The following is a 13,231-nucleotide window of genomic DNA, read 5'->3' on the forward strand; positions in this document are numbered from 1 at the left end:
GTACGTCCAGGTTGACGAGCGGCACGTACTTCCATGTCACCGCCGCCTTCGACGTGTCGTCCATGGCCGAGCGCCCGCCCGCGCGATCGAACATGGGAGCGAACGGCGCCGTGAAGCGGTGTTCCGCAGAGCGCGCGAGCGGGTGGACGACGTCAGCGCTACGGCAAACGCGAGTTACGCCTGCTATTCGACAGCAGACGGCCGGCGCCCAGTTGATCTGAGTCAAGCGACACAGCGCCGCCGCTACACATCGAGCGAGAACTTCACGCGTGGGTCTCCGGGATGATCCATGTCAAATGACACGCTGCCGTGCCGGCCTAATCTCGAACCATACGAGCGCTCGCGGGCAGCTTGGTGCCCACGACCGAGGACGGCCTTTTCCGCCCATTAAACAACCCATCTGTTCAGGAGCGTTGCCATGCGTGCATCCGATGTCATGACCGGTACGGTCATATCGGTCACACCCGACATGACCGTGCGAGAGGTCGCGCAAATATTTGTCGACAACGGCATTAGCGGTGCGCCGGTGCTGGATCCCGACGGCACCGTCGCCGGCATGATCAGCGAAGGCGATCTGCTTCGCCGCAACGAAATCGGCACCGACGTGCGCCCGCGAACTTCATGGCTGCATCTCTGGTCTGCCAGTCACGAGGCACGGGACTACATCAAGACCCATGCGCCAAAAGTGCGCGACGTGATGACAAAGGACGTGGTGACCGTTCAGCCCGACACGTCCCTGGCCGAAGTGGCCGCCATTCTGGAGACGCGGCGCATCAAACGTGTGCCCGTGACCAAGGCGGGGCAGCTTGTGGGCATTGTGAGCCGCGCCAATCTTGTGCAGGCGCTGGCGAGCGTCCCGGATGAGCCGACATCGGATGTGACGCTCGCGGACGGCGAGATTCGCGCAATCTTGATGGACGAGCTCGCGGGCCGTAACTGGGCATTCGCCGGACGCAATATCGTGGTCACCAACGGAGTCGTGCATCTGTGGGGCATATTCCATTCGATGGAAGCCGTCGATGCGGTTCGTGTGGCGGCGCAGGCCATACCTGGCGTCAAGGGCGTGGAGGATCATACGGAGCCGTATCCAGCGATGCCCGGCATCTAGCAGGTGGTGGCCGAAACGGCGCGGCATTCAAGATGGGAGGCGTGCCTTGCGACGTGCCGGGGGGAGCCGGCGACGTTTCCCGCGTCCGCCGCCGGGCATGCCGCAGTTGGCGTGGCTGAAGGCGTGGAGAATCCGGCGGACAAGACGGCGATACTTCCGATGCATACCGAGTAACGGCCTTCGGATTCAACTCAGTGGGCTCGGAGGTATGAAAGCAGGATCGTCGGCGTCGACTTCGACGCGCGAGCCAGAGCCAATATGGCAATCTGCCGCTGATGCGGCAATGAATGAGTTCGCCCCCGGTTGTTTTGCTCCGATACCAGAGCTCCGATACCAGATCATGCGTTCCGATCCAGCGTCGAGCACATCGAGCGGTGTTGACTCGCGTGTTGCGCCTGTTGCGCCGGTCGTGGCCGTTGAGGCTGGCGTGCCAACCTCAGGACCATTGCCGCGGGCAACGGATCAACGGTTGCCGTCTGCCAGCCAGGCTGGTGTGACAAAGGCGCGTCACGGGGAGGGCACCTTCCTCTCTTCTGCGCATTCAGCGCGATGCTATGACGTGAGCCTTACACCATCGGACGGGAGAGGCAGGTGCTATCGAGTAAAGCAATAAACCCGGATGTCGAGCCGACCGCCCATGGAGGGCGCGCGGCATCAACTGCAACTTATCGGCGCATTTTCATTGGTGCGCGGGGTGGTCATTTCCCGGGCGCTCTGATTGACTATGCATCCGCGTGGGCGGGCCGCGAGACGGTACTGCAAGTCGCCGCGGCGGTAGCGCGGCCTGCCGGTGAGGGCACGCGGTTACGCGACTCGGGCGATGCGCGCCGTACGGCCGAGGAAATATTGCGGACTGCCCAAGCCCTGCTTGCGATGCGTGGGCTCAACGCAAGCACGGCGCCTCTTGCGTTGTCGCACCCCGACGCGAACAGCGTGCATGCACTGGCCGAGGCGGCTCGCCGTTGGGGCGCCGACTTGCTGCTGACTGACTGCGCCGGGGCGGCCAGTCTTGCGCGTGAGGTGCATTGTCCGGTACTCACGTTGCCTGCTGGGGGCATCGGACGGTGCCACGTGCCGCCCGCGCGGATTTTTGCGAGCGGCAGTCTCCGAAGCCATGCGAATCGCCGCCGATCGCGCAGCAGTGCGAGTCGGCTATGTGGCATGTTCGCCGCAGGATCGATGGGACAGGTTAAGCCACGAGGCTGTGATTCTTCAGCCGGCGCACGAGGGAGATGACATCGCGCAGGCGATTGGACTGGCCGCTCGGGAATGGCGCGCCGACCTGCTCGTGATACTGAACTGGCGAGCGACGCTGGCGAAGTCGTGGCACGCGCGAGCGCCTCGTTCGCGGACGCCGGTATCGAGGTGGAGTCGGTCGTCATCGAAATTTCACGGCAAGGCGGCTACACCGCCAATGCCTTGATCGATGCCGCGAGCGAATGAAAGGCGGACCTGCTCGTCGTAGGTGCGCATCAGCATCACGGCCTGTTGCGCTGGATCGAAGGAACCGTCTCGGAGTTCGTCAGTACTGAAGCGCCGTGTTCGATTCTCATCGTGCCTGCCAGCTACGAAGCCCCGATCCAGCCGTCACCGCGCCGGGTCCTATTCGCGCTGGACGGAAGCGCCGCCTCGCTGGACGCTTTGCATTTTGGACTCCAACTGGCGATGCCGGAGTCCCGCCTCCGTGCAATCTACGTGATAGACCGTGCCGCCCACCTCACCGATGCCGCGCCGATCCGGGTTCTCGAGGAAGCCTTTGTCGAAGAAGGAAAGGTGATTCTGGCTGCGGCGGAAAGGGTCTTTGCGGACTTGTCCAATGCCTCCGAGAGCGCTTCGAATCACTGCCGCTGTCTTGCCGCAGCGCTCCACCGGCGATGCGCAGTTGAAGTGCCCGCAGTGCCGGGGTGGCGTTGCCCCGGTAGAGCGGACTTCGATCCTGGGAACACCGGGCGCAGCGTCCGACGCGCGGGCCAGCGGTGCGCTCCATGATTGACCTCGGTCAATTGAATCGTGCGGAGGCGCATTAGTCTGAGTGCGTGACGTATCCGCGGCGGGACACCGTGTCGCGTTGCGATAATTGCTGAGGAGAATTTTCCATGAAGCCGGACAGTCAACTGAAACAGGAAGTCGAGGACGAACTGATGAACAATTCAGCCGTCGACGCAAACGGAATAGGTGTTGCCGTGGTCGACGGCATCGTGACGCTCAGCGGGCACGTTCCGGACTATGCGAAGAAAGTCGCGGCTGAAAAATGCGCACTCAGAATAGCCGGAGTCGTCGCGGTGGTGGTCGGCATCGACGTGAAACTTCACGAGTCCGAGCAGCGCACCGACGAGGACGTTGCCTTGAGCGTGCGCGCCGTTCTCGACTGGATCGCGGGCCTCGAAGAGCAGGCGATCAAGATCAAGGTCGAAAAGGGTTGGGTGAGCTTGAGCGGTGAAGTCGAGGACGGTTACCGCAGCCACATCGCCGAGAAAAACATTGTCCACATGCGTGGTGTGACGGGCGTGACGAACGACATCCGGATTCGTGGCTCTGCTTCCCCGATCGAGATCGAGTACAACATCCGCAAAGCCATTCAGCGCCATACCGATCGTGAGTTGAAGCATGTGGGCGTCGAAGTCGACGACGGCAGGGTGATCCTGTCGGGGCGTCTCAGTTCGTCCATCGAGCGCTCCATCGTATCGGGGGCTGCGCGTTCCACGCCTGGCGTGAAGGCTGTCGTGGACCGTATGGTGATCGGCTGACGCGGCGAAGCCGGCCGCTGGCGCGTTCATTGCCGTGCATGGCTGACTCTGGCGGGGCGGACAGTGCCCCCCCGAGTGCGACCATGCCGACCATCGCGCCGGGACAGCAGGCAGGAGTGGCTCTGCCGCCGTGGCTCGGCTCTCCGGTCTTGTCCAGCGACTCATTGAAAACCGGGCTGGCCGATTTGCTCCGCGCTTTGCGGAACCCGCCGTACCCGGTTCAGGTTGACGCCCATGCGGGCAAGACGCGCGCGCATCTCCGCATAGGTGGCTTCATCCATCGCTGGACTACGCGAGAGCAGCCACATCATGTCGCCGTCGGCCACGCAGCGGATCGTGTAATGGTAGTCGGGATCCACATACGCTGTGACGACCACTACTTCGAACGGCCAGATCAGTCCCACGCGCCATTTCGTGTTACCGGTTCCGGGCATCACCTTCGCCACAAAATGGCTTCCCGTGACCGGCTCGTCGAAGTTATGACGCCGGCCGAGATATTTATCGTCGATCCTTCCATCGCCGCGCAGCGTCCACTCGTCGTAATTGCCGACGTAATCGTGCTCACTGAGAACCGGCGTTTCCGCGATCACGTACCACCGTCCCATGTACCGGTCGAGGTCGATCGGCGGGCCCGACCTACATGCCGACGGGGGCGCTGGCGGGTGCGGCGGGACTGCCGGATCGTACGCGCAACCGGCAACGCAGATGACGAACGAGGCGACGCACGCAAATGATTTGTGCATAGGGGTGTTGGACATCTCTCTCGACGTCAATCGGACGGCGCTGTTCGCGTTGCTTCGGCAAGGAGTCGAAGTTGAATACTTCGATCACCACTTTCTGGAGCGATTCCTGAAAATTCCAATCTGAGGGCGCACATCGATACGATACCGCGCCCGAAATTTGCACGAGCATGCTCGTGGACCGGAATGTAGGAGGAGAACATCGTCTTTGGGCGATCGAGTCTTCATTCATATTCAGACGCAATCGGGGCGCGCACCCAGCCTGAACCTGAAATGGCCGCTGTGCAGCAGCAGTTGTTTTGTGTCCACCAGGTGCAGAAGGTCGCGGGCGATATTCTGTATTTCGGACCGATGGCGGGTGAACGCGTTTAGCAGATCTGCCGAAGAGGGCGATTTCGCGCCAAAGTGATCTTCCAGCGCTTCGGCTGAAATCGCGCAATCAATGCTTTTTCCGTCGACGCATGCATCGAATCCAATGGTCAGATTCGAGCCGCGATACTCCGGTGCGGTGGGGGGAAAGGTGATGCGCATCGCTATACTCCTTCCGGATCACGAAGTGCCGTCCTGCGTTCATCATCGGCGCGATCTCGCATCAGTTGCTGATCCATATCAAAGGGGGGTGAGGCATGCCCTACTACGCCAACTCAGATCTACCTTCGTCCGTGCAAGCTCACTTGCCCCCGCATGCGCAGGACATCTATCGTGCCGCCTTCAATCACTCTTATGCAGCGCATGCCGGGGATGCGCGACAGGAGGAGATTGCTCATCGAATTGCGTGGGCAGCAGTGAAGCGCTCCTACATCGGGCAAGTCGCTGGTCTTTCATCTGCCTCCGGATAGGTCAAGGCTTATTCGACACCCGGTCCTACCGTGCAAAATTGATATGAATCAAGCATTTTTGACGGACGGCTGACAGCCTGAGCTCTGCGCGGCAAGTGAATTGAAGGCGAAGATGATGAGTGCAACGGAAACGCGGTGGTGATTCCAATGAGCACGATCGCCGCGCATCGATGCTTGATCGACATCAACATCTCCAACGCCCGCGGAGCGATGCTGTCCTCCGTATACGCCGCCGCGTTGGGATGCCTGCTCGACCGGCACGGAAAACGACCTCGAGCGCGCCACTGCGATGGCGCGCCACATGGTTGCCCGTTACGGGATGAGCAAGCGGATCGATCTCGTCGCTGTCGGCGATGCTGACGGCCAGGTGACAGGAAGGATGTTCCCCTCCTTCAATAGTGGGCAATGCAGCGACAGCACAGCCCAGTTAATCGACGAGGAAGTCAGGCGGCTTCTTGCGGAAGCGAACGACCGTGTCACACAGACGCTGGACGAACGGCGTGCGTTGCTCGAGCGCATAGCGCAGCGCGCTGGTGCAGCGCGAGGTGCTTGATCACGACGCACTGGCGCAATTGATCGCGGACCAGCACGCGGACAGTTCTGCTCGTGCCGATACGACAGACGTTGCGAATCATGTGGCCGATGCGGGAGTAGTCCTTCCGGCGTTAGCCGCCGGCATAGGCGAGTGAGTTTCCTCTGCCCGTCGGCAGCGCCGGCAGTGCGGCCGGCTAACGAAGGAGCGCGCGCCAGACGGGGCGCGGCCGGTCACGGGCGCGCAGGGGGATAAATTCAACCGGCCACCTGAGGGCTGAATGTTGTCAATTGCGTGGCGTGGCCAGAAGGTGAATAAATCTCCAGGACACGCGGGACTACCCTTATCCGTTGACGTGTAAATCCTTGATGCGCATCAATTCGTCATCGGACTGCGATGGCATTCTCTGTTTGACAGAATGAGTCGCTTGCGCCGACTGGCGCAATCAAGCGCTCGCGACATCGCGACTAAGGCGCGTGCTCTCCTGCGCGACGTGTGATCGGAGGTTGACATGAACTGGCTGACAGAATATTTCGCTCAACAGACGAAGTCCCTGACAATTTCGCTGTGGGCTTATCCACCACTGGCGCTCGGTCCCGACGGGCCGGTGACCCGCCCGGCCCATTCCTTGCCCTATCCGGGCGTCCAGCTTGTCTTTACGCCAGGCGAAGTGATCAAACGCGGCGATCTCTTTTACGAGCTGCCCGCACGCTATGACACGATGAAGCCCTTGGCGACGGACTTGAGCGAGGTTGTGCGAGACGAGCCGGCGTCATCTTTCTTTCGCGAGATCACGATTTATGCGCCGTCGTGCCTGAATCGTGACTGTCTGATCACGGTCAATGGCGCCTTTTCGTTCGTGCCGATTTTTGCTTCGGACGGCGCCCCCGGCTTTCTCGGTACAAGCACCGCGCACGCTGAGCTTCCCGCATCTTCTCCTCAGATGGGACTGCCCTGGTTCTTCCAGGGCTACGTCAGCATTTGAATTCGCTGATTTGTTCGCTCACCGGTCCGCCCGACCGGTGGCCGGACGGTGGCATGGCAATGGAGCTGGACATGGCTTACGACACTTCTCACGTCGTCTGGTTCGAGGACTTGCGGCGCGAGGACGTGCCTCGCGTCGGTGGCAAGAATGCCTCGCTGGGTGAAATGGTATCGAACCTCGCCGCGCGCGGCGTCAAAGTGCCACCGGGCTTCGCGACCGTTGCGGATGCCTACTGGTGCTTCATCGACGAGAACGCGCTGCGCCCAAAGATTGCCGCCGCACTCGACGATCTGTCGGAAGGGCGGCTGAGCCTTGCCGAAGCCGGCGATCAGATCCGCCGGGCGATCTTGCATGGAACGTGGCCCGACCGGACAGCGCAGGCCATCCGGGCAGCCTACCAAGCGTTGAGCCAGCGTGCCGGGCAGGCTGAGGTCGACGTAGCCGTGCGCTCGAGCGCGACGGCGGAAGACCTGCCGGACGCGAGCTTTGCCGGACAGCAGGAAACCTTTCTCAATGTCCGCGGCGAACGCGCACTGCTCGAGGCTTGCCGGCGATGCTATGCGTCGCTCTTCACGGACAGGGCGATCAGTTACCGGCAGGCAAAGGGTTTCGATGACCTGAAAGTCGCGCTGTCGATCGGAGTGCAACTCATGGTGCGCTCCGATCTGGGGGGCGCCGGCGTGATGTTCTCGATCGACACGGAGACAGGCTTCGACAAGGTGGTGCTGATCAATGCCGCCTGGGGCCTCGGAGAAAATGTCGTGCAAGGCGCGGTCGATCCCGACGAATACGAGGTGTTCAAGCCACTGCTGGACGACCCCTCGCTGTCGCCCATAGTCGGAAAGAAAAAGGGCGAGAAAGCACACAAGATGATTTACGGGGCCAACGGCGCTCACCGGACGAAGAACGTTCCGGCGTCGAAACAGGAGCGCGCCTCGTTTGTCCTGAACGACAGCGAGATTTTGGCGCTTTCGCGCTGGGCGTGCGAAATCGAAACGCACTATGGCCAGCCGATGGACATCGAGTGGGCCAAAGACGGCGCGACAGGCGAAATGTTCATCGTTCAGGCCCGGCCTGAAACCGTGCAGTCACGCCGCGAAGCAAGCGCGGTGAAGACCTACCGGATCGGCAAGACGGGGCGCAAGCTGTTGTCCGGTGTGAGCGTCGGCGAGGCGGTGGCGGCGGGCAGCGTTTGCGTCATCGAGCATGTACGAGATATGGGGCGTTTTGTCGACGGAGCCGTGCTGGTGACTCAAACCACCGACCCCGACTGGCTGCCGGTCATGAGGCGCGCGGCCGCGATCATCACGGACCACGGCGGGCGCACATCGCACGCGGCAATCGTCAGCCGTGAGCTTGGCTTGCCGGCGATCGTCGGGGCAGGCAATGCCACGCACGTCCTGCACGACGAGCAGCAGGTCACGGTGTCGTGTGCGGAAGGTGACGAAGGCTTTGTCTACGACGGGATCGCCGATTACGAGGTGGAGGAAATCGACTTCAGCAGTATTCCGGCGACGCGCACCCGCGTGATGCTCAATCTCGCGAATCCCGCTGCTGCATTCCGTTGGTGGCGCATCCCGGCCGATGGTGTCGGGCTCGCGCGCATGGAATTCGTGGTGAGCAATCACATCAAGATCCATCCGATGGCGCTGGTGCGCTACGACACGTTGCAGGACGTTCATGCGAAGCAGACGATCGCCGAGCTGACTGCGGGTTATGCGAGCAAGACCGATTACTTCGTCGAGCGTCTGGCGCTCGGGCTTGGGCGTATCGCAGCGGTTGAGTTTCCGCGCCCCGTGATTATCCGCATGAGCGACTTCAAGACCAACGAGTATGCCCATCTGATCGGCGGGGCCGAGTTCGAGCCGCAGGAAGAGAACCCGATGCTCGGCTTTCGCGGCGCGTCGCGTTACTACTCTGCGCGCTATCGCGAAGGCTTCGCACTCGAATGCAGGGCGATTCAACGCCTGCGCAACGAAATGGGTTTCACCAATGTCATCGTGATGATTCCGTTCTGCCGGTCCACCAAAGAGGCCGATCAGGTGCTCTCGGTGATGGCGGAAAATGGGCTCGCGCGCGGCGCAGCGGGGTTGCAGGTCTACGTGATGTGCGAAATCCCCTCGAACGTGATCCTGGCGGGAGCGTTCGCGCAGCGTTTCGATGGCTTTTCCATCGGCAGTAACGACCTGACTCAATTGACGCTCGGTGTGGATCGGGATTCCGCCGAGCTGGCTGAATTGTTCGACGAGCAGGACGATGCCGTCAAATGGATGATTCGCAACGTGATCGCGCAAGCGCATCGCGTTGGCGCGAAGGTCGGGCTGTGCGGACAGGCGCCCAGCGATCACCCCGAATTCGCTGGGTTCCTGGTCGAATGCGGGATCGATTCGGTATCGGTGAGCCCCGACAGCTTCATCGCGGTCAAGCAGCGTGTCGCGGCTGCGGAAGCCGAGGTTAAAACCCACACGGCAACCTAGGCGCGGCGGGTGCGGCAGCGTTTTCACGGAAAGGTCCATCATGGCGGAGATATTGACGGTCACACTGAATCCAGCGGTGGACGTGGCGACCTCCGTCGAGGTGCTGGAGCCGACCCGAAAACTGAGGTGCGCGGCGGCGCGGCGCGATCCCGGCGGTGGCGGCATCAACGTGGCGCGTGTGCTTCAGCGCCTTGGCGGCGATTGTCTTGCGCTGTATCTCGCGGGAGGCCTGACTGGGCGCGTGCTGCAAGACCTGCTCGCGGCAGAACAGGCAGCGAGCGTTTGCCTGAGGATCGAGGGGGAGACGCGGGAGAACTTCTCCGTCTTTGAGACATCCACCGGGCGGGAATTCCGCTTCGTCTTGCCTGGACCTGCGGTCACGGAGCGCGAGTGGCAATCCTGCACCGATTACATCGACGCGCTGGATTCGTCCCCGCGCTATCTCGTACTCAGCGGTAGTCTGCCGCCGGGTGCACCCATCGACATTTATGCGCGCATCGCCAGGTGCGCTCGCGCGCGCGGCATGCGGGTCGTGCTGGATACCTCGGGACCGTCACTCGCTGCGGCACTCGAAGCGGGGGTTTTTCTCGTCAAGCCGAGTTTGAACGAGCTGCGTGGATTGACCGGAATGCCGCTTGTCGAAGAACGGGAGTGGTGCGAGGCGGCACGGCGGATCGTCCGCGACGGGCGAGCATCGATCGTAGCGCTCACGCTTGGCGATCAGGGCGCCCTGGTCGTCACCGGCGACCGTACGCTGCGCGCACCGGCACTCCCTGTGCAGGTGTCGAGCTCCATCGGTGCCGGTGATAGTTTTGTCGCCGCCATGGTTTTGGCTCTCAACCACGATTCGAGCCTGGAAGTTGCCTTCCGGTATGCGCTTGCCGCTGCGTCGGCGACTTTGCTGGTCGCGGGTACCGGATTGTGCGAGCGGGCCGATGTCGAACGGTTTTATCTTGCGCTGGCGGATTGCCAGTCGTTTGGCATCTCCAAGGCGGACGGCGAGGAGTAGAGCGACTTGGCTGCTGCGATCCAAACTACGCTGGACTGGCGGGACGGCATGCGCGGGCACGAGATCACAGTCGATGTTCGTCGAGGCCGGGTAGCGGGATAACCCCGTTGTGCAGCCAGTTCGAGAAGTCCGGCGCGACTAAAGCCGGACATGTCTGTGTCTCGGGCACGCTCCTTCGTCATCATGGCATTGGCGGATCGACCGCGGGTTGCGGGTTCGAGCTCCAGTGGCCGGTACACACTCAGCGTGGAGGGACGGCGATACCGGCGCCGCCGTCACGTGTCGCATGTCGCATGTCGCATGTGCGGACAACGGGAGCGGATTTCAATCCGCGAAGCCCGGTTCTCGCGCGGCCACGCACGCGACGTGAGACCGAAATGTCGTTCTCTTTGACGCTCGTCAATCGAATGGTCTCGCTCATGCCTACACTCATCTGCAACAGGGTAGGCCCTTGATATGGAGACTCACTTGCGAGCCTCGGACATCATGACGAATCCGGTCGTTTCCATCGCACCCGACAACTCGGTCTACGACGCGGCAAAGCTGCTGATCGACCACCGGATCAGCGGGATGCCAGTCGTCGACGACAACGGCGACGTGATCGGCGTCGTCAGCGAGGGCGATCTGCTCAGACGCGTCGAAACGGGCACGGAAAAGCCACGCCGCTCGTGGCTTGCCGAATTCATGGCGCCTACGCGTGAACTCGCGGCCGAGTATCTGAAGGAACATTCTGCCGGTGCTGCGCGGTGGCACGCGAAAGAGCTCGACGGACACCGCTGGGCGATGGCCGCCGACCGTCTGATCGTCACGGAAGGCATCGTGCATTGCTGGGGCGTCGTGCGTTCCGAGGAAGAGCGTAAGGCGATCCTCGCGGCGGCTGCGCGCGTACCGGGCGTGAAAACCGTGAAGGATCGACCTTGTTCGAGACGACCGGCCCGTTCATCCGGTTGGATTGCGTCGACGGCGCTTCGGGTGCGGGATTCGAATTGCGTCACATCAGGTCGCATTCTGCGCGCCACGCGCACTGTTTGCGCAAGGCCACTCGAAAGATGGGGTGCCACCATGACGACTAGCCGGAAACCACACGCACCCGACTCGCTCTGACCTTGCTAACGTCAGACAACCAGCACGATCACTGTGTGGTTTCAAAGGAGCTGCGATGGTAGAGCATCCGTTGTCGAAGGGCGACAAGGTGGTCGTTACCCATGAGGCCCTTCAGTCTCTCATCGATGTTCTTGTCACCGACCGGTATCAGGTGATGGGGCCAACCGTGCGGGACGGCGCTATCGTGTACGACAGGATCGCGAGGGTGGCGGATTTGCCGGTCGGCTGGACTGATCGTCAGGAAGCTGGGCGTTATCGCCTCGTGCGGCGCGATGATGCTGCGCTGTTTGGTTTCGCCGTCGGTCCGCATTCGTGGAAGCGTTTCTTGCATCCGCCGGTACAGACGCTCTGGGAGGCGCGAACCGGAGAAGAAGGGCTCGCGATCACCACAGCGGACGAACCCCCGCCGAAATTCGCGTTCATTGGCGTACGCTCCTGCGAAATTCATGCGATCGCGATCCAGGACCGGGTCTTTTGCGAGGGACCTTACCCAGACCCGGTTTACGGCCTTCGTCGCCAGAACGCGTTCATTGTTGCGGTGAATTGCGCTCAGGCCGGCGGGACCTGCTTCTGCGTTTCGATGCAAACAGGCCCGCGGGCGGAGTCCGGCTTCGACCTGGCGCTGACCGAACTGCTTGACGAAGACGTCCATGAATTCCTGGTCGAGGTCGGTACCACAACCGGCGCGCAGGTTCTGGCGCAGATTCCTCATCGGCCAGCTTCGGACGCGCACTGTACGGCGGCCGAGGCGGTTGTCGCGCATACGGCGACCCAGATGGGACGCACGCTGGAGACCGAGGGCATCAAACAGCTGCTGCAAGGCAACCCAAACCATCCGCGCTGGGACGAAGTGGCCGAGCGGTGCCTGAGTTGCGGCAACTGCACAATGGTCTGCCCGACCTGCTTCTGTACGACGGTCGAGGATCACAGCGATCTGGCCGGACAGTCCGCCGGGCGCGTTCGCAAGTGGGACTCCTGTTTCACGATGGACTTCTCCTACATCCATGGCGGCAGCGTCCGGAAGACAGCCCGCTCGCGCTATCGGCAATGGATGACCCACAAGCTCGCGAGCTGGATCGACCAGTTCGGAACATCGGGCTGTGTCGGGTGCGGCCGCTGTATCACCTGGTGTCCGGTCGGTATCGACATCACGGAGGAAGCGGCCGCCATTCGCGCCACCGATACCGCGGCAAAGGAGGGTGAACATGGAGGGGCTTGAACATATTCTGAGTGAACACCCCTTTTTTTCGGGTTTTGATTCCGCGCATAGCCGATTGATCTCAGGCTGTGCCAGAAACCACCGCTTCAATGCCGGACATTATCTGTTCAGGGAAGGCGAGCCCGCGAACGAGTTCTTCCTGATCCGTCATGGCCAGGTGGCGCTCGAGATCGTCGCGCCCGGGCGGCCGCCCATCGTGGTGGCGACCCTCGGCGCCGGCGAGATCGTGGGGGCATCATGGCTGGTTCCACCCTATCGGTGGACTTTCGATGCCAGGGCCGTCGAGCTCACGCGTGCGATCGGCATGGATGCCAGGTGCTTGCGAGACAAGTGTGAGTCCGACCACGATCTGGGTTATGCGTTGATGAAGCGCTTTCTGCCGATCTTCGTGAAGCGGCTGGACGCAACGAGGCTGCAATTGCTCGATGTCTACGGGAAGCGCTGAGATGGCTGCCGCTTGGGCCCCGGATC

General features: G+C 62.0%; 13 protein-coding genes and 1 pseudogene. 11 read left to right on the forward strand and 3 right to left on the reverse strand.

From position 1 onward, the window contains the following. Positions 1 to 418 precede the first annotated feature (418 nt). The 3 genes and pseudogenes from OKW38_RS09245 (at position 419) to OKW38_RS09255 (ending at position 3,855) form a co-directional block, all read left to right on the forward strand. Positions 419 to 1,108 (forward strand): CBS domain-containing protein, encoded by a 690-nt coding sequence (locus OKW38_RS09245; protein ID WP_429336523.1) that lies wholly within the window; start codon positions 419 to 421, stop codon positions 1,106 to 1,108. A 1,284-nt stretch (positions 1,109 to 2,392) separates the two neighbouring features. Beyond that, positions 2,393 to 2,941 (forward strand): annotated as a pseudogene (locus OKW38_RS09250) (universal stress protein); the annotation flags it as partial. A gap of 263 nt (positions 2,942 to 3,204) precedes the next feature. Continuing rightward, positions 3,205 to 3,855 carry a BON domain-containing protein gene (locus OKW38_RS09255; protein ID WP_429361127.1) on the forward strand — a complete coding sequence of 217 codons (651 nt, stop codon included), beginning with the start codon at positions 3,205 to 3,207 and terminating at the stop codon, positions 3,853 to 3,855. A 161-nt stretch (positions 3,856 to 4,016) separates the two neighbouring features. Here OKW38_RS09255 and OKW38_RS09260 read toward each other — a convergent pair whose 3' ends face one another. Continuing rightward, positions 4,017 to 4,613 carry a lipocalin family protein gene (locus OKW38_RS09260; RefSeq protein ID WP_429363707.1) on the reverse strand — a complete coding sequence of 199 codons (597 nt, stop codon included), beginning with the start codon at positions 4,611 to 4,613 and terminating at the stop codon, positions 4,017 to 4,019. A gap of 216 nt (positions 4,614 to 4,829) precedes the next feature. Further along, positions 4,830 to 5,126 (reverse strand): DUF1488 domain-containing protein, encoded by a 297-nt coding sequence (locus OKW38_RS09265; RefSeq protein WP_184043572.1) that lies wholly within the window; start codon positions 5,124 to 5,126, stop codon positions 4,830 to 4,832. A gap of 95 nt (positions 5,127 to 5,221) precedes the next feature. Here OKW38_RS09265 and OKW38_RS09270 point away from each other — a divergent pair, with 95 nt between their 5' ends. Next, positions 5,222 to 5,434: a ChaB family protein gene (locus tag OKW38_RS09270; protein ID WP_429361129.1), complete on the forward strand. Its 213-nt coding sequence runs from the start codon at positions 5,222 to 5,224 to the stop codon at positions 5,432 to 5,434. 48 nt (positions 5,435 to 5,482) lie between these two features. Here OKW38_RS09270 and OKW38_RS09275 read toward each other — a convergent pair whose 3' ends face one another. Further along, positions 5,483 to 5,737, reverse strand: coding sequence for a hypothetical protein (locus OKW38_RS09275; protein WP_429361130.1), 255 nt, complete (start codon positions 5,735 to 5,737; stop codon positions 5,483 to 5,485). On the opposite strand from OKW38_RS09275, the gene OKW38_RS09280 reads away from it, so the two are divergent. From OKW38_RS09280 to OKW38_RS09310, 7 genes are all read left to right on the forward strand, one after another. Beyond that, positions 5,736 to 5,987, forward strand: coding sequence for a hypothetical protein (locus tag OKW38_RS09280; RefSeq protein WP_429361131.1), 252 nt, complete (start codon positions 5,736 to 5,738; stop codon positions 5,985 to 5,987). The two genes, OKW38_RS09275 and OKW38_RS09280, sit on opposite strands and share 2 nt — an antisense overlap. A 490-nt stretch (positions 5,988 to 6,477) precedes the next feature. Beyond that, on the forward strand, positions 6,478 to 6,951 hold the full coding sequence (locus OKW38_RS09285) for a hypothetical protein (protein ID WP_429361132.1): 474 nt from the start codon (positions 6,478 to 6,480) through the stop codon (positions 6,949 to 6,951). A 71-nt stretch (positions 6,952 to 7,022) separates the two neighbouring features. Then, the gene (ppsA, locus tag OKW38_RS09290) at positions 7,023 to 9,428 is read left to right on the forward strand and encodes a phosphoenolpyruvate synthase (protein ID WP_429361134.1); all 2,406 of its coding nucleotides are present in this window, start codon (positions 7,023 to 7,025) and stop codon (positions 9,426 to 9,428) included. Between the two features lie 40 nt (positions 9,429 to 9,468). Continuing rightward, positions 9,469 to 10,437, forward strand: coding sequence for a 1-phosphofructokinase family hexose kinase (locus OKW38_RS09295; protein ID WP_429336517.1), 969 nt, complete (start codon positions 9,469 to 9,471; stop codon positions 10,435 to 10,437). Between the two features lie 468 nt (positions 10,438 to 10,905). Next, positions 10,906 to 11,541: a CBS domain-containing protein gene (locus OKW38_RS09300; RefSeq protein WP_429361136.1), complete on the forward strand. Its 636-nt coding sequence runs from the start codon at positions 10,906 to 10,908 to the stop codon at positions 11,539 to 11,541. A 55-nt stretch (positions 11,542 to 11,596) separates the two neighbouring features. Continuing rightward, a complete protein-coding gene (locus OKW38_RS09305) occupies positions 11,597 to 12,760 on the forward strand; it encodes a 4Fe-4S dicluster domain-containing protein (RefSeq protein ID WP_429361138.1) in 1,164 nt (387 codons plus the stop codon). After that, positions 12,747 to 13,205, forward strand: coding sequence for a cyclic nucleotide-binding domain-containing protein (locus OKW38_RS09310; RefSeq protein ID WP_429361140.1), 459 nt, complete (start codon positions 12,747 to 12,749; stop codon positions 13,203 to 13,205). Before OKW38_RS09305 ends, OKW38_RS09310 begins: the two co-directional genes overlap by 14 nt. Positions 13,206 to 13,231: the final 26 nt, after the last annotated feature.

The sequence above is a fragment of the Paraburkholderia sp. MM5496-R1 genome (genome assembly GCF_050436205.1).
In the GTDB taxonomy this organism is placed as follows: Bacteria; Pseudomonadota; Gammaproteobacteria; order Burkholderiales; family Burkholderiaceae; genus Paraburkholderia; species Paraburkholderia tuberum.